Here is a 23,484-nt window from a genome sequence, read left to right as displayed (position 1 = left end):
AGCACCAACTGCATCCCCAGCATCAATTTGCACTTTTCGAAGGAACAGACTGTGGCAGAAAACGCACGCGAGCACAGGGACGGCCAAAGCAGCACCGGCCGTTCCGAATACCACGGCGTCCCCGCGAATGCGCTGCCGCTCACGGCCAGCGAAGACCGGCAATGGGCCACCCTGGCACACTTCGGCGGGATCCTGGGCTGCGTCCCCGCCCTGCTGATCTTCCTCATCTTCCGCGACCGGGGGCCCTTCACGGCCCAGGAGTCGAAGGAGGCCCTGAACTTCAGCTTGCCGCCCACCATCGCAGCGGTAGTGGCGAACATCCTGGTGTTCATTCCCGTGGTCGGAAACATCTTTGCCGTGATCGCCACGTTGATCTGGATTGCCCTGACGTGCTTTTCGGTGGCGGCCGGCATCCACGTCAACCGCGGCCAACCGCACCGGTACCAGTTCAACCTGCGCTGGATCAAGTAGTCCCGCCGGCTCCCTGCCGCCGCAAGCCGGTCCGGGGACCTCTTCGGCCCTGAGCCCACCCGCAGCATCCCAGCCCTAGTCGGGCAGGATCCGGCGTACCACCGCGTCGGCCAGGAGCCGGCCCTTCAGCGTCAGGACCAGCGTCCCCCGGAATGCTGCGCCCGGATCCACCAGCCCCTCAGCAATGAGCCCGGCGATCTGGTGCCGCCCCACTGTATCCAGGCTTGCCACTTCCAGCCCGGACTGGAGGCGGGCCTCAAGCATGACCCGCTCCACGTTCCGGGTCTCTGCGTCCAGGGTTTCGCGTCCGGCGGCCGGAGAGTTCCCCTGCGCCAGCCGGCCGGCATACGCGGCAGGATGCTTCACGTTCCACCAGCGCACGCCGCCCACATGCGAGTGCGCGCCCGGCCCGATTCCCCACCAGTCGTCGCCGCGCCAGTAAGCGAGGTTGTGCCGGCAGGCCTGTTCCGGCGTGCGTGCCCAGTTGCTGACCTCGTACCACTCCAGGCCTGCAGAGGTGATCAGGCGGTCAGCGAGCTCGTACTTGTCTGCGTGATCGTCGTCGTCGATGCCCGGGACCTCGCCGCGCCGGATCTGCGCCGCCAACTTGGTGCCGTCCTCAACGATCAGCGCATAGGCGCTGATGTGATCCGGTCGATAGGACAACGCAGTTTCAAGGGAGAACTGCCAATCGGCCAACGACTCCCCCGGCGTCCCATAGATCAGGTCGAGGCTCACTGCCAGGCCGGCGTCGCGTGCCCACTGCACCACCAGGGGAACCCTGCTCGGTGTGTGGGTGCGGTCCAAAACCTTCAGGACGTGCGGAACGGCGGACTGCATCCCGAACGAGACCCGTGTAAAGCCGGCATCCCTGAGCACAGCCAGGGACTCCGGGGTCACCGAATCGGGATTCGCCTCAGTGGTGACCTCGGCGCCTTCCTCGATCCCCCATTGGTCGATAGCCGTCCGAAGAATCGAAGCCAGGTCTTCGGCGGGCAACAGCGTGGGTGTGCCGCCGCCGAAAAAGACGGTGCTGAGCTTGCGGTCCGGTACACCGGATGCCTTGAGCACCGTAGCCGCAAACGCCACCTCGGACGCTGCCGTACCGGCATAGGCATCCTGCGAGGCACCGCCGCCGAGTTCGGTGGCTGTGTAGGTGTTGAAGTCGCAGTAACCGCAGCGCACGGCGCAGAAGGGGATGTGGACATACAGCCCGAACGCGCGGTCTCCCGCGCCGACGGCCGCCTGCGGAGGCAGGATGCCGTCCGACGGCGCCGGGTCACCAAGGGGAAGTACGCTGGGCATCAGCGGGTACCCCGCTGCGCGGTGGTCACTTCTTTTTGGCCTTGTCCTTCGATTCGTCGGTGGTGAGGGCGGCGATGAACGCTTCCTGCGGCACCTCCACGGTGCCCACCATCTTCATGCGCTTCTTGCCTTCTTTTTGCTTCTCCAGCAGCTTGCGCTTACGCGAGATGTCACCGCCGTAGCACTTCGCCAGGACGTCCTTGCGGATGGCCCGGATGCTTTCGCGCGCGATGATCCTGGAACCGATGGCCGCCTGGATGGGAACCTCGAATTGCTGCCGCGGGATCAGTTCGCGGAGCTTTCCGGTCATCATCACGCCGTAGGCGTACGCCTTCTCCCTGTGCGTGATGGCACTGAAGGCATCCACCTGTTCGCCCTGGAGCATGATGTCCACCTTCACCAGGTCGGCCACCTGCTCGCCGTCGGCTTTCCAGTCCAGTGAGCCGTAGCCACGGGTCTTGGACTTGAGGATGTCGAAGAAATCGAACACGATTTCCGCCAGCGGAAGGCGGTAGCGGATTTCCACCCGGTCCTCGGAAAGGTAGTCCATGCCGCCCATGACGCCGCGGCGTGACTGGCACAGTTCCATGATGGCACCGACGAACTCGTTGGGGGCCAGGATGGTGGCGGAGACCATGGGTTCGCGGACCTCGGCGATCTTGCCGGTGGGATACTCGCTGGGGTTGGTCACGCGGACCACCTTCTTGTCCTCCAGGGTCACCTCGTACTCCACGTTCGGAGCGGTGGAAATGAGGTCGAGGTTGTATTCGCGCTCCAGGCGTTCGCGCGTGATCTCGAGGTGGAGGAGGCCCAGGAAGCCCACGCGGAAGCCGAAGCCCAGCGCTGCAGAGGTTTCGGGTTCATACACCAGCGCAGCGTCATTGAGCATGAGCTTCTCAAGGGCGTCGCGCAGTACCGGGTAGTCGGCACCGTCCAGCGGGTAGAGGCCGGAGAACACCATGGGCTTCGCATCGGCGTAGCCAGGGAGCGACTGGGCGGCCGGCTTGGCCAGGTTGGTGACGGTGTCGCCCACCTTGGACTGGCGGACGTCCTTCACGCCGGTAATCAGGTAGCCCACTTCGCCGACGCCCAGGCCCTTGGAGGGTGTGGGTTCCGGGGAACTGACGCCGATTTCCAGGAGCTCGTGGGAGGCCCTGGTGGACATCATCTGGATGCGTTCACGCGGGTGGAGCATGCCGTCCACCACGCGCACATACGTCACCACGCCGCGGTAGGTGTCGTAGACCGAGTCGAAGATCATGGCACGGGCAGGGGCGTCGGGGTTGCCCTCGGGGGCCGGCAGGTCGCGGACAATCTTGTCCAGGAGCGCCTCCACGCCAACGCCCGTCTTGCCGGACACGCGCAGCACGTCCTCGGGATCGCCGCCAATGAGGCTGGCAAGCTCCGCTGCGTACTTTTCCGGCTGCGCTGCCGGAAGATCGATCTTGTTCAGCACCGGGATGATGGCGAGGTTGTTTTCCATCGCCAGGTACAGGTTGGCGAGGGTCTGGGCCTCGATACCCTGGGCCGCGTCCACCAGCAGGATTGCGCCCTCGCAGGCGGCAAGGGACCGTGACACCTCATAGGTGAAGTCCACGTGGCCCGGGGTGTCGATCATGTTCAGCGCATAACTGACGCCTTCCACTTCCCAGGGCATGCGCACGGCCTGCGACTTGATGGTGATGCCGCGTTCGCGCTCAATATCCATCCGGTCCAGGTACTGCGCCTTCATGTCACGCGCCTGGACTACTCCGGTGGACTGAAGCATCCGGTCAGCCAGGGTGGACTTGCCGTGGTCAATGTGCGCGATGATGCAAAAGTTCCGAATAATAGCCGGATCTGTCGCGGCGGGCACCGGTGCGGTGCGGGCCATGGGAGACACGCAGGGTCCTTACTGTTGGCTTTTCCGCGGCCGTCCGGCAGGCACACCACATGCTGCCCGCGGATTAGCCGCACTTCTTCAGCCACCAGTCTCCCACGTCCTGGCCACTCGCACCGCATTACCTGCACCGGACCCACCCCGCCTGCAGGCCCGGGCTATAGGGTGGCGGCATGGCTATCAACCTCCGCACGCTGGGTAACGCTGTCCGGGCAGGCCTGAGGCTGCTTCGGAACGCGGACAAACCCACGGCACATCGGCGTCCGGCCCCGCGACCTGCCCGTCAGGACGCCCAAGGCACCATGGACGGCGTTGCTGCTGCAGGCTATCCCGGGGATTTCACCGGCCGGGCTGAAATCCGCTATGCGCCACAGCCAGACGGCGAGCCCGATCCGGGCGAGGTTGTGTGGACGTGGGTCCCCTTTGAAGAGGACTATTCCCGGGGCAAGGACCGGCCCGTCCTGATAGTGGGCCGCCATGGAAAATACCTGCTGGGGCTGATGCTCACAAGCAAGGACCGGGTACCGGCAGCGTCCGCTTCCCGGGACTATGTAGACGTGGGGGCCGGCGGCTGGGACAGCCAGGGCCGGCCCAGCGAAGCGAAGCTGGACCGGGTGCTGCAAATCCGTCCGGACAGCATCCGCAGGGAGGGCGCCGTGCTGGACCGGCCCCGGTTTGACGCCGTCGCCGCCGGACTGCGCGCGCGACACGGCTGGCGGTAGGACGGAAAATGGCCAGTCACGCCGCTGGCCTGCTATTCTTTATAGCTGTGTGTCCGTGCAGGTCGACGGTCACTGATGGCTGGCCGCCATAGGTATCCCCACGCCGCTCAGTCAAGGCCAGCTTGAAAGCCCTCTAGACCATTTCCGCATTACAATAGAGAGTTCACACGTGGCGAATATCAAGTCCCAGAAGAAGCGCATCCTGACCAACGAAAAGGCCCGTCTGCGTAACAACGCAGTCAAGTCTGAGCTGAGGACGGCCATCCGCGCTGTCAACACGGCCGTTGAGTCCTCCGACAAGGACGCTGCTGCTACTGCGCTCGTTTCTGCCAGCCGCAAGCTGGACAAGGCTGTCAGCAAGGGTGTTCTGCACAAGAACAACGCAGCGAACCGCAAGTCGGCGATCTCCAAGAAGGTCAACGCACTGTAAGGTTTCCAGTTCCATGAACTGATGGATGTGGCCGGTACCCTCGGGTACCGGCCACACGCCTTTAACCTCCGGATGCCTATCCGGTGCGCCCATGGAGGGCTGGCACTGCCGGAAGAAGCGCACTGTTGCCTGTCCTGTCCTGTCCGGTGCTGTGCTCCTGCCCTTGCCGCTACCTGCCCTGGACGGACATGGAAATCACGGTCACCGCATGTTCCACGGCGTAAACGGGGTCGCGTGACAACCCCTTCACCTGTGCGTCGGCTTCAGCCGTGGCCTGGATCGACCGCACCAGTCCGTCAGGGGTCCACCGGCGGACGTCCCGCTGGGCCTGTTCCACCAGCCAGGGCTGCATTCCCAGCTCGGCCGCAATCTGGGCCGCGGATCCGGACGCCCCGGCAACCCGGGCCACGGTCCTGAGCTTCGCAGCCAGCGCTGCGACCAGCGGCACGGGGTCTGCCCCGGTGGCCAGTGCATGGCGCAGGGTGGAGAGGGCGAGCGGACCGTTTCCGGCCATTGCGGCGTCAGCCACCTTGAACGCCGTGGCTTCCACCCGTCCGCCGTAATAGCGGTCCACGACATCCGGCGTGACGGTCCCTGTTGAGTCTGCAATGAGCTGGCTGCACGCTGCCGCCAGCTCGGAGAGGTTGGCGCCCACCGCATTGACGAGGGCCAGCACGGCCTCCTGGTCGATGCGGTGCCCGGCCTCCTTGAATTCGGCGGACACGAACGCCATCTTGTCCGCGTCCTTCTTCAGCGGCTGGCAGTCCACAACAGGCCAGCCGCCCTTTCGGACAGCGTCCAGGAGCTTCTTGCCACGCGCGCCCCCGCCATGGCGGAGGACGAGGACGGCATCATCGGCTGGCCGGCCGAGGTAGGACAGGGCGTCGGTGAGGAAGGCCTCATTCATGGCCTCCACTGCTTCAACCTCGATCAGCTTGCTCTCACCGAACAGCGACGGGCTGACCTGCATCAGGAGCGAGCCTGGTTCGTAGGCCGCAGCGTTGATCCGGCTCACTTCAACGTCCGGTGCTGCCTGGCGGACCTGGGAGCGGACGCTGTCCATGGCCCTGATGCCCAGGTAATCCTCCGGCCCGCTCACCAGGACGATGGCCGCGGGAGTCACGTCCCGCCAGGCTGCCGGATTCGACGCCGGCGGGCGGGTTCCGCGCTTTTGCGCAGCAGCCATGATGGGTTCCTTCCGGAAAGGTGTGAGGGGAATTCAAGCCTGCCACGTCTGCGCCGAACAGCAAAGCCGTTGGCGAAGGGGCCGTTGTTGGAAGCAGCCCGGCAATGCGCGTGCCTGGCGGCCTCGGGGCTTCTTTCCACCAACCACAGAAGCCTGACCACCCGGCCATGGCACCGGAGAACGAGGGCTCTGACGCTGCGGGGCCGTGCAGCTGCCCAGGCCGCCGCGAGAGTGAGGGCTGACAGAACCGCCATCGTCAGCAGTCCCGGAACCCCCTCGGGCCATGGCAACGAGGAACCCGGAAGCCGGGCAAAGAACCAGGCCGTCGCGGCAACACCGGCGCTGAAGGTGCCCGCCACGGCGATCAACGCCACGGCCAGCCACGGGGCAGCCGCCAGCAGCGGAACGGCGGCGGTTCCCAGCAGGGTGACCGGAGCAACCAGCGGTGCTGCAGCTATATTGGCCAGCAGTGAGTAGGTGGAGAACTGCGGCTGCAGGAGGACGATGACGGGGCCGCACAGCATCTGGGCCGACAACGGCACCGCAACAGCCGCGGCGGCCCAGCGGGGCACGGCCGCAGGAGTCCAGTCCATGATGCGCCGGCCCAGCAGGATAATGCCCAGGGTGGCCAGGACGGAAAGCAGGAACCCGAAACTGCCGCCCAGCGCCGGGTCCAGGAGCAGCAGGCCAATGACTGCCAGGCAAAGAAAGCTCAGCCCGCGGCCGGTCCGGCCACCGGCGAGGGCAGCAATTCCGACAGCCCCCATCAGGGCCGCGCGAAGCACGCTGGCGTCAGGGCCCACCAGCACCACGAACAGACCCAGTCCGGCCAACGCGGTCCCGGCGGCCGGAACCCGCGACAGCCGGAGCCTGCGGCAGCCCGCCAGCAACGCACCGAGGACCAGGCTGCAATTGGCCCCGCTGACAGCTGTCAGGTGTGTCATGCCGACGGTTTTCATGGCATTGGCCAGGCCCTCATCCAGGGCGCTGGTGTCCCCCGTGACCATGCCTGGCAACAGCCCTGCAGCATCGGATGGCAAGAATGCGGAAGCAGCCACAAAGCGTGCACGCAGGTCCTTGGCAGCCGCTTCCAACCCCCGTCCGCTGCCCCGCAGGTCAGGGGCGGTGGCTGCAGACATTCCACCCGCCTCCGGCCGGCCCGGATCCGGCGGCCGAAGCTTGCCGGCGGCACGCACCGTCTGCCCCGGGACCAACCGTTCCCACTCCTTGCCGCCGGTCACCACGAGCTGCGCCCGCGTCCGCAGCATCACGCCGCCGGTGCTCACTTCCCGCGTCCACACGGCGACGGACCACCTGGCGGAATCCCCGGACTGGCCAGGCGTGGGAAGCGGCCGCGGCGCACCGGCGACCTCCAGCACCGCCACCACTGACTTTCCCGCCGCCACCGCCTCGGCAAAGGGACCCTCAAACCGCTGGCTGGAGGCTACCGAGGAGTGCGCCGCCGCAGCCACCGCGAGCAGCAGGCCAACCGCAGTAGTCGCCAGGAAACTCCTCCTTTCCGGAGGGCGCCCCGTCCAGGAACCTGCGCCTGCAGGCTTGTTCCGGCCCATCACGGTGCCCCGTAAAAGCACCAGGAGTGAGGCTGCCAGGACAAGCAGGGCGATGCAGAGTCCCAGCAATACGGCCGGCGCCAGCCAGAGCCCGGCGACGGCGGCGCCCCAGACCAGGACGGCAGGCAAGGCGAGCCGGACATCGGTGCGCTTCCGGGGTCCGGTGCCTTCGCCGGATGGCCCGCTCTCCCCCGCTGGAGCACCGCCCCGGTCTTGAATTCCCAGTCGGCGCCGGGCATCACCGACTGCCCGTACCCGGGCAGCCTGCAAGGCGCCCCTGCTCCTGCCGGCACGGGTGGAAGTCTTCCTGCTTGCCGGTGCCGGGCTGTTCCCGCCACCGGAAACGAATTGGCCGGCAACCGCGGTCCGGCCTGCGTCCGTGGAAGATGGCCCTTCCGTTGCACCCCGGACCGCGGACTCGACAAAGCGGTTCCAGGGGCTTGGGGACACCTGCCCGGGACCCGGGGCCCGGCCTTTCCCGTTGTCCGCAACCGGCATGTCAGACCGTCACCAGGGGCAGCAGCGTTTCAAGCATCTTGGGACCAACGCCGTCCACAGCGTCCAGATCCTCGACCGCGTTGAAGAGCCCGTGCTCTTTTCGCCAGTCGACGATCCGCTGGGCCAGGACGGGACCGACTTTCGGCAGGGAGTCCAACTCAGCAACGCCGGCAGTGTTGATGTTGATCTTGGCGCCCGCTCCGGCCGCCCCGGGAGGAGTGGCAATTCCCTGGCCCTGGGATACGCCGGTGTCCCCGGCTGGCTGTTCCCCGTGGCGGGGAATGTGGACCTTCTGCCCGTCTTCCGCCACGGCGGCGAGGTTGAGAACGTCCAGGTCGGCGTCGGCAGCAGCACCGCCGGCCGCCGAAATGGCCTCATGGACACGGCTCCCGGCCGGCAGGTTCACCACGCCCGGGGCCAGTACGGCTCCTGATACGTGGACCACCATGACATCCCCTGACGCCTTGGAGGGCTCGTCCGCCCCGGCACCTTCCCCCGCCTGTCCGCCCGGGGTGGCCTGACTATCCGGTGACGGGGCGCTTTCGCGGCTGACTGTGTTCAACGGCAGGATCTCCGGCCGTCCACCGGCCGTCTGCCACCAGAACAGGACACCGGCTGCAACAACCAGCAGGCCGACCGCAACGGCGACGCGCAGGCCCAGCCGCCAGCGCAGCGAAGGTCCCGTGCCGGCCGGGGACTGCGTGTTCGGGCCGAGCTCCGCCGGCTGCAGGTCTCCGGCGACCAAACCACCTGCCCCGGCGTCGCGGTACTCGAAGCCCCCGCCGTCGTCGTCCCGGGCATGGTCAACGGCCAGCATTCCGCCGGACCCGCCACCCAGGGTTGCCTGCAGCCGGGCCCGGGCATGGCGAGCCCGCTGGCCTGCTGCTGCAGCATCCCGGCGTGACATAACTCAACGCTATGGAGGGTGCCGGCCCGGCAACAGCCATGCCCGGGCCTATGTGGAAAGGCTCGCCGGGGCGGTGTCCTCCTGGCCTACGATCACCGCGAGGACGCCCAAGCCGGCATGGGCAGCCAGGACGGCGGGCAGCGAGCTGATCTGCGGGGGCGGGCATTGCGGCAACGCGGCAGAAAGCCGGACGGCAAGGCTCTCAGCCTCCGCCGGATTACCGAAGTGATGGACAGCCAACCGGACACTGCCGGCGGGGCGGGCCAGCGCATCGGCGGCCACGATTTCCTCCAACCGCGCCACCGCCTTGGCCGCCGACCGCACCTTTTCCAGCGGGATGATCTTGCCTCCGTCCACCGCGAGGAGGGGCTTGATGGCCAGCATCGTTCCCCACAGCGAAGCGGCGGCGCCGATGCGGCCGCCGCGGCGCAATTGTTCCAGGCTGGGAACGTAGAAGTACACCTTGGTGCGCTCCGCCTGGGCCTTAGCGGCCGCGGCAACGCCGGCCTGCCCGGCTCCCCCGGCCGCAGCCTCCACCGCTGCCTGCACGGCCATGCCCTGCGCCATACCCACGGTCCGTGAGTCGATGACCTGCACGGGGATGCCAACGCGTTGGGCGGCCAGCCGGGCCGAGTCTGCCGTTCCCGAGAGGTCACCCGAGATGTGCACAGACACCACCGACTCGTACCCCTGCTGCTGCAACGACCGGTAAGCCTGTTCAAACTGACCCGGCGAAGGGCGCGATGTTTTGACCTGGGTGCCCGCAGCCAACGCCAGGGCAATGGTTTCCAGGATGTCGTCCTCGCCCTCACCGTAAATCTCCGAACCCACCATGACGGGCATCGGAGTGATGGTGAGGAGGCTGTGCGCCGGCAGGCTGCGGTGATAGCCAACCGGCAGCGCGGCCGCGGAATCGGTGACGACGGCGGTCCGCGCCATCGGCACGCGCGCACCGGAAGCGGCTGCTCCGGGCCTGGCCGCCGGACGCAGCGCGGAAAGTCGGGCCCGGACCCATGGCCAGGGGGCGGCTTTACTGTCGGGCACATGGCCTCCTGGTGTCCTCGTGCAGAGTCCGGAAAAGCCGGAACCGGCCGCCCGGTTTGACGGGCGGCCGGTTCCGGCGGGGTTGCAGCGGCGGCTAGGCCGGAACGATGTTGACCAGTTTAGGGGCACGGACAATGACCGTGCGGATGCCGCGGCCGTCCAGTGCACGCTGCACATTCTCCGAGGCCAGCGCCAGTTCACGCAGGCTGTCCTCGGAAATGTCCGGAGAGATTTCCAGCCGGTCCCGGACCTTGCCCTGGACCTGGACCACCGCCGTGACGGTGTCCTGGACCAGCAGGGACGGGTCGTGCTCCGGCCAACCGGCGTTGGCCACGGACGCCGGGTGGCCCAGCACGTTCCACATGTCCTCCGCCGTGTACGGGGCGAACAGGCTGAGGATCACTGCCACTGCTTCGGCTGCTTCGCGGACTGCGGGGTCGGCCCCGCCGGCTCCGGAGTCGATGGCTTTGCGGGTGGCATTGACGAGTTCCATCAGCTTGGCCACCACGACGTTGAACTTGTTGGCGTCAAGCAGTTCGGCAGCGTCGGCGATGGTGCGGTGCGTGACGGAGCGCAGTCCACGATCGCCGGCTCCGGCCTCGGTACCGGGGGCACTGGTCACGTCCTGGGCCAGGCGCCATGCCCGGGCCAGGAACTTCGCGGATCCGGACGGGGAGACGTCTGCCCAGTCCACATCGTCCTCAGGCGGGGACGCGAAGACCATAGTCAGGCGGACGGCATCCACCCCGTACTTGTCCAGCTGCTCGCCGAGGTCCACCCCGTTGCCCAGGGACTTGCTCATGGCTTTGCCGCCATTGAGCACCTGCCCCTGGTTGAGGAGGGCGCTGAAGGGCTCATTGGCTTCAATCAGGCCAAGATCGTTGATGACCTTGGTGAAGAAGCGGGCGTACAGCAGGTGGAGGATGGCGTGCTCGACGCCGCCCACATATTGCCCCACCGGCATCCAGTCGTTGATCTTTGCCGGATCGAACGGCCCCCCGGTGTAGTCCGGTGAGACGAAGCGCAGGAAGTACCAGGACGAATCCACGAAGGTGTCCATGGTGTCCGTGTCGCGTTTGGCGGCACCGTGGCAGTTGGGGCATTCCACGTTGACCCAGTCCTCAGCTGCGGCCAGGGGGGAGGTGCCCTTGGGCGCCAGGTCCTCGCCGCGCAGGTCCGACGGGAGGGTGACGGGCAGCTGCTCGTCGGGCACCGGAACCTCTCCACAGGAGGGGCAGTGGATGATGGGGATGGGCGTGCCCCAGAACCGCTGGCGGCTGAGGAGCCAGTCACGAAGCCGGAAGTTCACGAACTTCTCGCCAGTGCCCTGGCGCTCCAGGATGGCGATGGCCGCCGGAATGGCTTCGGCCTTGGGCAGGCCGTCCAGTTCGCCCGAATTGATCAGGGTCCCCTCACCGGCGGTGGCGGTGCCCGTGGCGGCAGGGTCCTCCTCGCCGGTGTCCAGGACGGCACGGACCGGCAGGTCGAATGTTTTGGCGAAATCGAGGTCGCGCTGGTCGTGGGCCGGCACGGCCATGATGGCTCCGGTGCCGTAGTCCGCGAGGACGTAGTCTGCAGCCCACACGGGCAGCTTCTCGCCGTTCAGCGGGTTGACGGCATACCGGCCGGTGAACACACCGGTCTTCTCCCGCTCGGTGGACTGCCGTTCAATCTCGGAGAGTGCCTTGACCGTCTCCCGGTATTCGTCCAGCGCCGCGGAATGCTCATCGGTGACGAGCTCGACGGCGATCGGCGCGTCCGCGGCGACGACGAAGAACGTGGCGCCGTACAGGGTGTCCGGGCGCGTGGTGAAGACCGTGACGTCCTTGGCGGGCTTGCCGCCGTCGGCCTCAATGACGAAGTTGACGTGCGCACCTTCGGAGCGGCCGATCCAGTTCTTCTGCATCGCCAGGACCCGCTCGGGCCAGTGTCCACGGAGCTGTTCCATGTCGTCGAGCAGGCGGTCGGCGTAGTCAGTGATCTTGAAGTACCACTGGTTCAGTGACTTCTTGGTGACCACGGTGCCGCAGCGCTCGCAGGCGCCGTTGACAACCTGTTCGTTGGCCAGGACAGTCTGGTCCTTGGGGCACCAGTTAACCGGGGAGTTCTTGCGGTAGGCCAGGCCGCGCTCGTAGAAGCGCTTGAACAGCCACTGGGTCCAGCGGTAGTACTCAGGATCGGACGTGTGCAGGCGGCGGGACCAGTCGGCGGAAATGGCGTACCGCTTGAAGGACGCCGCCTGGGTGTCGATGTTGGTGTAGGTCCACTCGCTGGGGTGGGCGTTGCGCTTGATGGCGGCGTTTTCGGCCGGGAGGCCGAAGGAGTCCCAGCCGATCGGGTGCAGCACGTCAAACCCCTGCTGGCGCAGGTAGCGGGCCACCACGTCGCCCATGGCGAACGCTTCCGCGTGGCCCATGTGCAGGTCGCCGGAAGGGTAGGGGAACATGTCCAGCACGTAGCGCCGTTCCCGTGAGCCGTCATCGGCCGGGGTAAAGACCTTGAGGTCCTCCCACACCTGCGGCCATCTGGCCTCCATTGCGGCGAAACTGTAGGTGCCCTCTTCGGGCCCATCTGCCGCCACTGCTGCTGTTCCGGTGTCTGTCTCCGGCTGAACGCCCACTGCTGCCCTCTTCTGTTCTGTTACGGCACGTGTGCTGCCATAACGGCCTGATCCTCCTGCTGCCGGCCCGGTCTGACCCGGACATACAAAAGCCCCTCGACAAAGGAGGGGCTGCCGCTCAGCTATCCGTTGTTTCGGACACCTGGCGGCTGGCTAAGCAGAAGGATCGCACGCATAGACCTACTTTAGCGCACCCGGCCCGCCCCCTGTCCGGTATCTACCTTCCCTGCGCCCGCTCCTGCAGCCTCAGCTGCAGGAAAGGTGGCCCGGCGGCCGTTGCGTTGGCCAGGCCCAACGCCCGGTTCCCGCCTCACCGTGGACGGGCGCGTCATCCAGGGACTTGCCACCAGGGCCCTCCCGCCCCGGGTCACCAGCGGCGCCGTGAAACGACGGGGGCCACCCTGCCTGGCTGGCAAGGTGGCCCCTGATGGATAACTGTCCTACTGCACGTCTTCGTCCACCCAGTCCATGGACTTGGTGACCGCCTTGCGCCAGAGCCGCATCTGGCGGTCCTGCTCGGCCTGATCCAGCTGGGGTTCCCAGCGCTTGTCCTCGGACCAGTTGGACGAAAGCTCGCCGAGGTCCTTCCAGAACCCGACGGCCAGCCCGGCCGCGTACGCTGCACCCAGTGCCGTGGTCTCGATGACCTTCGGGCGGATCACGGGCACGCCAAGGATGTCCGCCTGGAACTGCATCAGCGCGTCATTGGCAACCATTCCGCCGTCGACCTTCAACTCGGTCAGCGGGACACCGGAGTCCGCGTTGACCGCGTCCAGCACCTCGCGGGTCTGGAACGCCGTCGCCTCCAGCGCCGCCCTGGCAATGTGGTTCTTGTTCACGAACCTGGTAAGGCCAACGATCGCGCCGCGTGCGTCCGGGCGCCAGTACGGAGCGAACAGGCCCGAGAACGCCGGAACAATGTACACACCGCCGTTGTCCTTGACGCTTGCCGCCAGTGTTTCGACCTCGGGAGCGCTGCTGATCATGCCCAGGTTGTCCCGCAACCACTGGATGAGCGAACCGGTGACAGCGATGGAGCCTTCCAGGGCGTAATGGGGCTTGGCGTCGCCGAGCTTGTAGCCCACCGTGGTGAGCAGCCCGTTCTTGGAGTGGACGATTTCCTCGCCCGTGTTGAAGATCAGGAAGCAGCCGGTGCCGTAGGTGTTCTTGGCTTCGCCGGTTTCGAAGGCCGCCTGGCCGAAGGTTGCCGCCTGCTGGTCGCCCAGGATGCCCGCCACCGGGGTTTCACGCAGCAGCTGCGAGGTGTGGACGGTGCCGTACACCTCCGAGGACGACTTGATCTCGGGCATCATGCTGCGCGGAACACCGAAGACGCCGAGGATCCCGTCATCCCACTGCAGGGTTTCCAGGTCCATGAACAGCGTCCGGGATGCGTTGGTGACGTCGGTGACGTGCACTCCGCCGTCCACGCCGCCGGTCAGGTTCCACAGAACCCAGCAGTCGGTGTTGCCGAAGACCAGGTTGCCGGCCTCGGCCTTTTCCCGGGCCCCGTCCACGTTGTCCAGGATCCATTTGATCTTGGTGCCGGAGAAGTAGGTGGCCAGCGGCAGGCCGACTTTCTGTTTGAACCGGTCACCGCCGCCGTCCTTGGACAGCTCGTCCACGATGTCCTGCGTCCGGGTGTCCTGCCACACGATGGCGTTATACACGGGCTCGCCGGTGGTCTTGTCCCACACCACAGCGGTTTCGCGCTGGTTGGTGATGCCCACGGCGGCGATATCGTGCCGTGTCAGGTTCGCCTTGGACAGTGCCGAGGCGATGACCTCGCGGGTGTTGTTCCAGATTTCCGCGGCATTGTGTTCCACCCATCCTGCTTTGGGGAAGATCTGCTCGTGTTCCATCTGGCCCGAGGAGACAATGGCGCCGCTGTGGTCAAAGATGATGGCGCGCGTACTGGTGGTGCCCTGGTCGATGGCGATTACGTACTGGTTCATGGTGACGTCCTTGTCTGGTTGGTGGATGGGTTGGATCAACTGTTCAGGAAGCGGCAGTGATGATGATGGGGGCGATCCGTGCAACGATGCCGCCGAGGGCACCGCCTACCAGGGGACCGACCACCGGAATCCAGGAGTAGCCCCAGTCGCTGGAACCCTTGCCCCGGATGGGAAGCAGGGCGTGGGCGATGCGGGGACCAAGGTCACGGGCGGGGTTGATGGCGTAGCCGGTGGGGCCGCCCAGCGAGACGCCGATGCCTACGACGAGCAGTGCGACAGCCAGCGGCCCGAGGCCCGAGGGGGTGCCACCCAGTGTGAGGATGACGAACACCAGAACGAACGTGCCGATGATCTCGGTGACCAGGTTCCAGGGGGTGGAGCGGATGGCGGGGCCGGTGGAGAAGACGCCGAGCTTGCTGGCAGCAGCCTCTTCCGTGTCGAAGTGCTGCTTATAGGCGAGCCAGCAGACCACAGCGCCGAGGAAGGCGCCCAGCATTTCACCGGCGAAGTAGGTCAGTGTCGACGCTACGTCCACGGCGACGCCGGGGGCGTACTCGGCCTTCCCGTTGAGGAGCAGGCCCACGGTCACGGCCGGGTTCAGGTGCGCGCCCGACTTTGCGGCGACGAACACGCCGCAGAACACGGCGATACCCCATCCCCAGGTGACCATCAGGAACCCGCCGCTGTTGCCTTTCGTTCCCCGCAGGGCGACGTTGGCAACAACGCCGCAGCCCAGCAGGGTGAGCATCGCCGTTCCGAACACCTCGGATAAGAAAACAATTCCAAGAGACATCTTTGACTCCTCTATATTTTGTTGTTGGCCCTTCGCGGGTTGAGGGGCCGTCGGGCCGGGACGGTTTTTCGTCCCGGCTGGCAGCCCGGCCTAAGCGACCAGGCTGTGTGTTTCCACTCTGTGCAGCCGTTGCAGGACTTCCTGGGCGTGGCTGATCTCGGCGCTTCGGGCTGCAGCGTCCCACTTCAGCGGATCGGACAGGATGTCGGCCACCTCGTTCAGGAGTTCGCCGGTCACGAGTCCCCGGAAGGCCAGGGAGGTGCGCCGGATCAGCACATCCACCAAGTGCCCCACCTGTTCGTGCGCTGCCATGAACTCCAGCTCGCGGACGCTCAGTTCGCGCGTTGAATGCAGGAGACGGTCCGGACCGGCGTCGAGGTATTCGATCACCGCTTCTGCGCGCGTGCCGTACCGGGTCAGGAGCCCTGCGGTGCGGTCAGCGTCCCGGCCGTGGCCCATGTGTGCCTTGAGCCACCGCTGCACTCCGGCGTCGTCCGCCGGGAACCCGGCGCCGCCTCCGATGGGCAGCTGCGCTGTCGAGACTTTGCGGTGCATGCCGAGCTCCGCCAGGACATCGTTGGTGAGGTGTTCGGCAAGGGCACGGAAGGTGGTCCATTTCCCGCCTACCAGGCTGAGTACGACGGCGCCGGTCCCCGCAGGTGCCGGGCGGCGGGTTTCGATGCGGTAGTCACGGGAGACGAAGCCCGGCTGGGTGGCATCGTGCCGGGGCAGCGGACGCACTCCCGAGAAGGTGTAGACAATCTGGTTGCGCGTGACCGGGATGTTCGGGAACACGTGCCCCACCAGATCGAAGAAGTAGTCAATTTCCTCGTCGGTGCAGACGGCGTCCCGGGACATGTCGGCGTCGACGTCGGTGGTGCCGACCAGGACCCGGTCCCCCATCGGGTAGATAAGGACGATCCGGCCGTCAGTGTGTTCGAAGAAGATTTCCCGCCCCCGGCATGCAGCGAGCAGTTCGGGAGAGTCGAGCACAATGTGGGAGCCCTTGGTGCCGCCCATGAATGACGACGTGGTACCCATGGCTTCGTTGGTCAGGTCCACCCAGGCACCGGTGGTGTTCACGATGACGTCGGCGGTGAAGTCGAACTCCTCCCCCGTCAGCTCGTCGCGCAGCCGGACGGTGCCGCCCTTGCCCGTGCCGGGATTGGGGCGGCCGGTCATGGACTGCAGGGAAAGGTAGTTGCTGGCGCGCGCTGTGCTTCCCTGGCCGGCAGCTGCCCCCGGGTTCGCCTGGCCTGCCTTCTCGCCGTCCTGCAGGACATCCAGCGTGAGTCGCTCGGGGTTGTGCACCGAAGCGTCAAAGTAGGTGGCCGCGTATTTGATGTCGGGCCGAAGGTCCGGCAGCTCCGCGAGGGCGCGCTTGTGTCCACGGAACTGGTGCCGCGGAACACTGCCGCCGTCCCTGGAGAAGGAATCGTAGAGGCTGAGTCCCAGCTTGATGAGGAAGGCGCCGCGCTCCTTCGGCCGGCCCTGCTGCTTGTGCGTCAGGAACCGCAACGGCGCCGAAAGGATGCCGGAGAATGTGCTGAAAATGGGAATGGTGGTCTGCAGCGGCTTGACGTAGTGGGGTGCGATCCGCAGCAGCCTGTTGCGTTCCACCACTGATTCGCGGACCAGCCGGAATTCGCCGTTTTCCAGGTACCGGATGCCGCCGTGGATCATGTGGGACGACGCTCCGCTGGCGCCCTGGCAGTAGTCGCCGCGCTCTACGAGGGCCACGTCAACGCCCTGCAGGGCGAGGTCCCGGAAGGTTCCGACGCCGTTGATGCCTCCGCCGACTACCAGCACTTTTGCGTGCGGACGGAGCCTGAGGTTGTGGACGGACGTGCGTTCCGCCGCCGGCTTTGGCGCGGGTGCTGCGGATGGTTGGACAGTTGGATCCTTGGGTCCCAAAACGACTCCCTTGGGCTTTGCGTGCATGGTGCGTCCGCGCCGTGGATGCGGCGCTGTATGCACCATTCTTTGGAGTAATGGAAAATGGAGTCAAGCACTATGCACAAATGTGCAGATCGGACCCGAAATGGCCGCCTCACGGCACGCAGACGCGCTCCGCGCTGCACAAATGTATTACCTGCAGGACCTCACCATGGATGCGATAGCGCGCGAACTCCGGACGTCCCGTTCCACGGTGTCGCGGCTGCTGTCGGCTGCGCGCGACTCCGGCCTGGTGCAGGTTCAGATACGCAACCCGCTCGACACCGGCCCTGAGCTCGAGGGCATGATCCGCAGGCGTTTCAACGTCGACGTTCATGTGGTCCCTGTCCTGGAGACCCTCAACGAGGCGGAAACCCTTGACCGGGTGGCCATGCAGGCTGCACGCACCATCGGCCCGCTGGTGGACTCCAACGCCATCATCGGGGTGGCCTGGGGCTCCACCCTCAGCGCCGTGAGCCGGCACCTGACCAGGAAGATCACCCACGACAGCGTCATCGTGCAACTGAACGGCGCGGGCAACATGCACACCACCGGCATTACCTACGCCAGCGACATCATGCGCAGGTTCGGCAGCGCCTATGGTGCCCGCGTCGAACAGTTTCCGGTACCTGCGTTCTTCGACCATGCCGCCACCAAGACCGCCATGTGGAATGAACGCAGCGTGCAGCGCATCCTTGAGCTCCAGGCGAAGATGAGCATCGCCATCTTCGGTGTGGGCTCCGTTAACGCCGACTACCCCAGCCACGTCTATGCAGGCGGCTACCTCGATGAAACCGACCTCAACATCCTGGCCACCTCCGATGTGGTGGGCGACGTGGCCACGGTGTTCTTCCGCAGCGACGGCTCCTCCGACGGGATCATCCTGAACGAACGCTCCACCGGCCCTGCCCTGGCCGAGCTCAGGCAGGTCCGCCGAAGGATCTGCGTGGTCTCAGGCGTGTCCAAGATCAACGGACTGCGCGGCGCCCTGGCAGCCAACCTGGCCACAGACCTGATCCTGGATGAGGCCACCGCGCGCCGCTTGGTGGATTTCGAAAGCCTTGCCCCACGCAATGGGTAGAGTCGGGACCATGAAAACCTCACCGCGGCTGAGCCTGAACAACGGCGTGCTGATCAACCAGCTCGGGTTCGGGCTTTACAAGGTGCCGCCCGCCGGCGCCGCAGGGCTGGTGCAGACCGCGCTCGCCGCCGGCTACCGCCACTTTGACACAGCTGCCATGTACGGCAACGAAACCGGCGTGGCACGGGGTATCAGCGCCCAGCTCGGCTCACCGTCCACGGGGATCAGCGGAGGATCGGGAGAGCTGTTCCCGGGGATCTCCCGGGAAGACCTCTTCGTCACCACGAAACTCTGGAACGATCACCACGGCTACGACGCAGCCCTGCGCGCCTTCGACGACTCCATGGTCAACCTGGGGCTGGACTACGTTGACCTGTACCTGATCCACTGGCCCTGCCCGCGCAAGGGTCTGTTCCCGGAAACCTACCGTGCCCTCGAAACGCTGTACCGGGAGGGCAGGGTGCGGGCCATCGGCGTCAGCAACTTCCAGCCGGCCCACCTGGACCGGCTCCTGCAGACGGCCGAAGTGGTGCCAGCCGTCAACCAGATCGAACTCCACCCCTGGCTCCAGCAGGAGGAGCTCCGCCACAAGCACAAAGAGCTCGCCATCCTGACTGAGGCATGGAGTCCCCTGGGGCGCGGCCAGGTCCTGGCCGACCCCGTCATCCAGGCGTGCGCTGCCGAACACCGGCGGACTCCCGCGCAGGTCATTCTCCGCTGGCACATGCAGCTGGGCCACGTTGCCATCCCGAAGGCCAGCTCAGAAGCACGCATCCGGGAGAACCTTGACGTCTTCGGGTTTGAGCTGTCGCCGCGGGACATGGCGGCGCTCGCAGGCCTGGACCGCGGGCACCGCACCGGCTCCCACCCGGACAACGTCAACCAGGACCACCCATGAACACAACACACCCGGCCGGCTCCGGCACGGCCAGCTACATCAGCGCGGACCTGGCGGCCCGCACCACCGCTTCGACACTGCACCTCGACGGCGCCCCCGTCGCCTACTGGACCTACGAGCCTGTGCAGGTGCAGCCCGGAACGCGGACCATCCTGGTCATCCACGGATTCCGCGGTGACCACCACGGACTCCTGCGCGTTGCCGACCACCTCCCCGACATGAGGATCATCATGCCGGACCTGCCCGGCTTCGGAAGTTCCGCGGCCTTCCCGTCCGGTGCCCACTCGGTGGAACAGTACGGCCGGTTCATCACAGCGTTCATGGAGGCCCTGTCCCTCGGGCCGGACACGGTTTTGCTGGGGCATTCGTTCGGCTCCATCGTCGCCTCCCACTTTGCGGCCAGCAACCCGGGGGCCGTGAACCCGCTGATCCTGGTCAATCCCATCGCCGCCCCGGCCCTTGAGGGTCCTAAGGGAATCATGACCAGGCTGGCGGTGCTCTACTACCGCCTCGCCGCCCGGCTCCCCAGCAAAGCGGGCCAGGCACTGCTCCGCAACCCGCTGATTGTCCGGGTCATGAGTGAAGCCATGGCCAAGACCGGAGACAGGGAGCTCCGCGCCTTCATCCATGGCCAGCACCACGCCTACTTCAGTTCCTTTGCGGACAGGGACAGCCTGCTGGAGTCCTTCACGGCCTCGGTCAGCCACCATGTCAGCGAAGTGGCCACCGGCCTCAAACTTCCCGTGCTGCTGATTGCCGGGGAAAAAGACGAAATCGCCGCCCTGCCGGACCAGCACAAGCTCCTGGCGCTCCTGCCTGACGCCGAACTCAAGGTGATCCCCGGCGTCGGACACCTGATCCACTACGAGACGCCGGAACCGGCTGCCCGCCATATCCGAACCTTCCTGAAGGACCACCCCGCGTGAAGATCGTCATCGACGCCCGTTTTACCCGGACCGACCATCACGACGGCATCAGCCGCTACGGCGCCAGCCTGATCGCGGCCACGGCGAAGATCGCGGACGTCAGCATGCTGGTTTCGGACAAAAGGCAACTGGCCCTGCTGCCTGACGTCCCCTACACCCTCATCAACAGTCCGCTCTCACCGCTGGAACTGTTCGTTGCGCGCAAGGTGAACCCCCTGAACGCCGATGTGGTGGTCTGTCCCATGCAGACCATGGGAACCTGGGGACGCAAGTACGGTCTGGTGCTGACGCTGCACGACCTGATCTACTACGAACACCCCGCCCCGCCCGGGTTCCTCCCCGCGCCGGTGCGGCTGCTTTGGCGGCTGTACCACAAGGCCTACTGGCCCCAGCGGCTGCTCCTCAACCGGGCCGACACCGTGGCCACCATCAGCCGGACCACGGAAGCCCTGATCGCCAAGTACCGCCTCACCCGGCGTCCGGTGCGGATCATCAGCAACGCGCCCCAGCCCGCGCAGGAACCGCGCCGCCCAGGCGACGGCGCCGACAAGACCATCGTCTACATGGGCTCGTTCATGCCCTACAAGAACGTGGAAACGATGCTGGCGGGAATGGCCGGGCTGCCCGGCTACACCCTGCACCTGCTGAGCCGGATCACGCCCGGGCGGCGCGCAGAGCTGGAACTGCTGGTCCCGGCCGGAGCCTCCGTGGTCTTCCACAACGGGGTGACGGATGCGGAGTACGACTCGTACCTCCGTACGGCCACTGCCCTGGTGAGCCTGTCCCGCGCCGAAGGCTATGGCCTTCCGCTCGTGGAAGCCATGGCTTTGGGGACACCCGTGATTGCCAGCGACATTCCGATCTTCCGGGAAGTGGGCGGGGACGCCGCAACCTACGTCGACCCGGCGTCGCCCTCCCAGTTCTCGGAGGCCGTGTCCCGCTTGCAGGATGACGAACACTGGCAGACAATCTCCCGGCTGTCCGTTATCCGCGCCAACGAATTCACCTGGGATGAATCAGCGCGCCAGCTGATGGAAACGGCCCGGGAAATCGTGGCGAAACGGCGCCGGTAGCAACCTCCTGCTGCGGAGCCGCCTCCATTAGAGGACGTCCACGCCGTCCAGGCGGAGCTGGAAAGGATCGACGGCCCGTTTGGCAGCCACCGCAGAACGGGTAGCGCGCAGGACGCGGACGACGACGGCGGCCTGGCCGTAGGGGAAGAACAGCAGGGTCCGGACGTCCTCGCCGGAGCGGCCGGGTGCCGGAGGTCCGGCCAGCAGCACCGGGGCAGGGCCGGCCAGGCGCAGGTGGATGCCGGAGCCGGCCAAGTCTGCAGAGACTGCCCCGGTGAAGTGCTCGACGGCGGCACGCGGGCCTGTAACGGAAGCAATCCGGACAGCTGGGGGAAGCTGGAGTTCTACCCGCAGCGACAATTCCCGCTGGGCGTAGCCTGCCGGATCCCAGCGCAGCAACGCACCCACCGCAGCTGTGTCCCCCGCAGTGATGACGGCCAGTCCGCCCTCGGAAGCGGGACGCACCAGGGCTGCAGCGTTAAACCACCGCCGGACGGTGTCCTCGCCGGCGCGGAGGGTTTCGCGGCGCAGCAACGAATCGCCGTCCAGCAGAAGGGCAGCGGCGTACCCTCCCTCGGCCACCGGTTCAGCTCCCACCGTCGCCACCACCAGTGCCTTGCCAGGGCCTACCGAGGCCTTCACGTGATCGCCGGACGATGTCACCACAGTGGTGCCGGGAAACGCGCGTCCCAACTCCTCCGCCGTCCGCAGCACGCCCGTGGCGCCCTTGCGAAGCCGCCGCCCGGTGCAATGCACGCACCGCCAGTCCGGTGCCGGCGTCGAACACCAGCGGCATTGGGGTATGGCTGAGCTTCCGCCCAGGGCCAGCGGCCCCTGGCAGTTGCCGCACCGGGCAGGTTCGCGGCAAGAGTCGCACACCAGTGACGGCGCGTAGCCTGCCCGTGCCACCTGGATCAGGACAGGCCCGCGTTCGAGCCCCTCCTTGGCGGCCCGCCACGCGGCACCGGGCAGGCGTGCGATGCGGGCGAGGGGGTCGCGTTCCTGTTCGAAGCTGTCCGCGGTATTGAGGACCCGCGGTACCGTGCGCCTGGTGGTCTGCCGATCCGGTTCGACGGGCAGGGCCCAGCCGGCGTCAACCAGCCTCTGCACCTCGGTACTCCGGGCATGTCCGGCGAGGAGGCAGGCCGAGCCCTCCTGTTCGGCGCGCAGGAGCAGGACCTCGCGGGTGTGGGCGTAGGGGGCGCGCTGGTCAATATGGAGATCGTCACCATCGTCCCAGGAAGCCACCAGGCCGAGGTTGGCCACGGGCGCGAACGCGGCCGACCGGGTGCCGATGGCAACCCGGGCGGAGCCGGCCAGGAGCCGCAGGAAGCTGCGGTACCGCGGTGTGGGCCCGTCGTCGGCGGTGAGCCTGGCCACCGCCTCTACCGGTATCAGTGCCGTAAGCGCCTGCTCCAGCCGGTCAAGGTCGCGGTAGTCCGGAACCACCACCACGGCTCCGCGCCCCGCGGCGTAGGTGGCGGCGACGGCCTCAGCCAGCAGTTGAGGCCAGCCGGACGGGCCATAGCCTTGCAGCGGGCTGATGACGGCGCGGGGGGATCCGCCGGCGGAAAGGTGGCGGAGGAAGGCCACGCCGTTGCGGTAGCCTCCCCACGCGCCGCCGGACGGGCTGCCTTCGCCTTCACGGCCAGCCGGCACAGGTGCGGCTTCTTCGGGACCGGCAAGGTAGTCCTTTTCCAGCCTGGCCATGCGTGGCGGCACAGCGAGCCGAAGGACGTCGCTGACGGTTCCGGCATACCGGGCTGCCACGGCGTTGGCGAGCTCTGCCACGGCCGGGGTGAGGACAGGCACCGGGGAGACCACCTTCGCCAGCGGCACAAGCGTATGGCCGGCGTCGGAAAGGGAAATCCTGTCCATCAGGAAGCCGTTGAGCTGTTGGCCGTTGAAGGGAACCTTGACGCGCACGCCAGGCTTGGCGTCCGCGTCCATGGCAGCGGGGACGGCGTAGTCGAAAGGGCGGTCGAGGTGCGGCAAGGAGGATTCCACCAGGACCCGTGCCACCGGCAGGTGTTCTGCCAAAGGTACGCCGACCGGTTGGGTGCTGGCAGGGAAGCCCTGCAGCAGCGTGGGCTGGACCGGCCCGCCGCCCGGTACAGGAAGATCCAGGGCGGGCTGTGCGGAGTCCTTGGCCATGGCGGCTACCTCCGTTCAGCTCCCGGGCGGAAAAGG

The 23,484-nt window shown here is 66.8% G+C and carries 18 protein-coding genes; 7 read left to right on the top strand and 11 right to left on the bottom strand.

What is annotated here, in order from left to right; genetic code table 11:
* The first annotated feature begins 51 nt into the window (after positions 1–51).
* Positions 52–471, top strand: a complete 420-nt coding sequence (locus QE394_RS19135) for a DUF4870 domain-containing protein (protein ID WP_045731418.1) — start codon at positions 52–54, stop codon at positions 469–471.
* 75 nt (positions 472–546) lie between these two features.
* On the opposite strand, the gene hemW is transcribed toward QE394_RS19135, so the two are convergent.
* Complete coding sequence (gene hemW / locus QE394_RS19130) at positions 547–1,776, bottom strand: radical SAM family heme chaperone HemW (RefSeq protein WP_056079332.1); 1,230 nt, start codon at positions 1,774–1,776, stop codon at positions 547–549.
* A gap of 25 nt (positions 1,777–1,801) precedes the next feature.
* Complete coding sequence (lepA, locus tag QE394_RS19125) at positions 1,802–3,658, bottom strand: translation elongation factor 4 (protein ID WP_200937764.1); 1,857 nt, start codon at positions 3,656–3,658, stop codon at positions 1,802–1,804.
* Positions 3,659–3,828: 170 nt separating this feature from the next.
* On the opposite strand from lepA, the gene QE394_RS19120 reads away from it, so the two are divergent.
* Positions 3,829–4,377 carry a type II toxin-antitoxin system PemK/MazF family toxin gene (locus QE394_RS19120; protein ID WP_349035276.1) on the top strand — a complete coding sequence of 183 codons (549 nt, stop codon included), beginning with the start codon at positions 3,829–3,831 and terminating at the stop codon, positions 4,375–4,377.
* 169 nt (positions 4,378–4,546) lie between these two features.
* A complete protein-coding gene (rpsT, locus tag QE394_RS19115) occupies positions 4,547–4,807 on the top strand; it encodes a 30S ribosomal protein S20 (RefSeq protein WP_056079344.1) in 261 nt (86 codons plus the stop codon).
* Positions 4,808–4,976: 169 nt separating this feature from the next.
* On the opposite strand, the gene holA is transcribed toward rpsT, so the two are convergent.
* The 8 genes from holA to QE394_RS19075 form a co-directional block, all read right to left on the bottom strand.
* Positions 4,977–5,993 (bottom strand): DNA polymerase III subunit delta, encoded by a 1,017-nt coding sequence (holA, locus tag QE394_RS19110; RefSeq protein ID WP_349035275.1) that lies wholly within the window; start codon positions 5,991–5,993, stop codon positions 4,977–4,979.
* Complete coding sequence (locus tag QE394_RS19105; protein WP_349035274.1) at positions 5,927–7,834, bottom strand: ComEC/Rec2 family competence protein; 1,908 nt, start codon at positions 7,832–7,834, stop codon at positions 5,927–5,929. The genes holA and QE394_RS19105 overlap by 67 nt, the downstream gene beginning before the upstream one ends.
* A 229-nt stretch (positions 7,835–8,063) precedes the next feature.
* Complete coding sequence (locus QE394_RS19100; RefSeq protein WP_349035273.1) at positions 8,064–8,969, bottom strand: helix-hairpin-helix domain-containing protein; 906 nt, start codon at positions 8,967–8,969, stop codon at positions 8,064–8,066.
* 48 nt (positions 8,970–9,017) lie between these two features.
* A complete protein-coding gene (locus QE394_RS19095) occupies positions 9,018–10,013 on the bottom strand; it encodes a DegV family protein (protein WP_349035272.1) in 996 nt (331 codons plus the stop codon).
* 94 nt (positions 10,014–10,107) lie between these two features.
* Entirely contained in the window at positions 10,108–12,633 is a 2,526-nt protein-coding gene (gene leuS, locus QE394_RS19090) for a leucine--tRNA ligase (RefSeq protein ID WP_349035271.1), read from the bottom strand.
* Positions 12,634–13,073: 440 nt separating this feature from the next.
* Complete coding sequence (glpK, locus tag QE394_RS19085) at positions 13,074–14,588, bottom strand: glycerol kinase GlpK (RefSeq protein ID WP_056079365.1); 1,515 nt, start codon at positions 14,586–14,588, stop codon at positions 13,074–13,076.
* A gap of 43 nt (positions 14,589–14,631) precedes the next feature.
* Positions 14,632–15,381: an MIP/aquaporin family protein gene (locus tag QE394_RS19080; protein WP_056079368.1), complete on the bottom strand. Its 750-nt coding sequence runs from the start codon at positions 15,379–15,381 to the stop codon at positions 14,632–14,634.
* Between the two features lie 90 nt (positions 15,382–15,471).
* Positions 15,472–17,322, bottom strand: coding sequence for a glycerol-3-phosphate dehydrogenase/oxidase (locus QE394_RS19075; RefSeq protein WP_349035270.1), 1,851 nt, complete (start codon positions 17,320–17,322; stop codon positions 15,472–15,474).
* Positions 17,323–17,422: 100 nt separating this feature from the next.
* Here QE394_RS19075 and QE394_RS19070 point away from each other — a divergent pair, with 100 nt between their 5' ends.
* From QE394_RS19070 to QE394_RS19055, 4 genes are read left to right on the top strand one after another with little or no spacing between them, the layout of a single operon-like run.
* Positions 17,423–18,397, top strand: coding sequence for a sugar-binding domain-containing protein (locus QE394_RS19070; protein ID WP_056079935.1), 975 nt, complete (start codon positions 17,423–17,425; stop codon positions 18,395–18,397).
* A 10-nt stretch (positions 18,398–18,407) separates the two neighbouring features.
* A complete protein-coding gene (locus QE394_RS19065; protein WP_349035269.1) occupies positions 18,408–19,295 on the top strand; it encodes an aldo/keto reductase in 888 nt (295 codons plus the stop codon).
* On the top strand, positions 19,292–20,221 hold the full coding sequence (locus QE394_RS19060) for an alpha/beta hydrolase (RefSeq protein ID WP_349035268.1): 930 nt from the start codon (positions 19,292–19,294) through the stop codon (positions 20,219–20,221). The genes QE394_RS19065 and QE394_RS19060 overlap by 4 nt, the downstream gene beginning before the upstream one ends.
* Positions 20,218–21,294 carry a glycosyltransferase family 1 protein gene (locus QE394_RS19055; protein WP_349035267.1) on the top strand — a complete coding sequence of 359 codons (1,077 nt, stop codon included), beginning with the start codon at positions 20,218–20,220 and terminating at the stop codon, positions 21,292–21,294. Before QE394_RS19060 ends, QE394_RS19055 begins: the two co-directional genes overlap by 4 nt.
* A 27-nt stretch (positions 21,295–21,321) precedes the next feature.
* Here QE394_RS19055 and QE394_RS19050 read toward each other — a convergent pair whose 3' ends face one another.
* Positions 21,322–23,448 carry a primosomal protein N' gene (locus tag QE394_RS19050; protein WP_349035266.1) on the bottom strand — a complete coding sequence of 709 codons (2,127 nt, stop codon included), beginning with the start codon at positions 23,446–23,448 and terminating at the stop codon, positions 21,322–21,324.
* Positions 23,449–23,484 lie beyond the last annotated feature (36 nt).

Origin of the sequence: Pseudarthrobacter sp. SORGH_AS 212 (assembly GCF_030818145.1) — a bacterium.
In the GTDB taxonomy this organism is placed as follows: domain Bacteria; phylum Actinomycetota; class Actinomycetes; order Actinomycetales; family Micrococcaceae; genus Arthrobacter.
Note: the sequence above shows the minus strand (reverse complement) of the source record. Positions and strands in the feature narration are given on the sequence as shown.

What these genes read in the sequence shown, in the direction of transcription:
- QE394_RS19075 (WP_349035270.1), bottom strand. Translation starts at nt 17,322, where the DNA reads ATGCACGCAAAGCCCAAGGGAGTCGTTTTGGGACCCAAGGATCCAACT.
- QE394_RS19080 (WP_056079368.1), bottom strand. Translation starts at nt 15,381, where the DNA reads ATGTCTCTTGGAATTGTTTTCTTATCCGAGGTGTTCGGAACGGCGATG.
- holA (WP_349035275.1), bottom strand. Translation starts at nt 5,993, where the DNA reads ATGGCTGCTGCGCAAAAGCGCGGAACCCGCCCGCCGGCGTCGAATCCG.
- QE394_RS19100 (WP_349035273.1), bottom strand. Translation starts at nt 8,969, where the DNA reads ATGTCACGCCGGGATGCTGCAGCAGCAGGCCAGCGGGCTCGCCATGCC.
- hemW (WP_056079332.1), bottom strand. Translation starts at nt 1,776, where the DNA reads ATGCCCAGCGTACTTCCCCTTGGTGACCCGGCGCCGTCGGACGGCATC.
- QE394_RS19120 (WP_349035276.1), top strand. Translation starts at nt 3,829, where the DNA reads ATGGCTATCAACCTCCGCACGCTGGGTAACGCTGTCCGGGCAGGCCTG.
- QE394_RS19070 (WP_056079935.1), top strand. Translation starts at nt 17,423, where the DNA reads ATGGCCGCCTCACGGCACGCAGACGCGCTCCGCGCTGCACAAATGTAT.
- QE394_RS19065 (WP_349035269.1), top strand. Translation starts at nt 18,408, where the DNA reads ATGAAAACCTCACCGCGGCTGAGCCTGAACAACGGCGTGCTGATCAAC.
- glpK (WP_056079365.1), bottom strand. Translation starts at nt 14,588, where the DNA reads ATGAACCAGTACGTAATCGCCATCGACCAGGGCACCACCAGTACGCGC.
- QE394_RS19060 (WP_349035268.1), top strand. Translation starts at nt 19,292, where the DNA reads ATGAACACAACACACCCGGCCGGCTCCGGCACGGCCAGCTACATCAGC.
- QE394_RS19050 (WP_349035266.1), bottom strand. Translation starts at nt 23,448, where the DNA reads ATGGCCAAGGACTCCGCACAGCCCGCCCTGGATCTTCCTGTACCGGGC.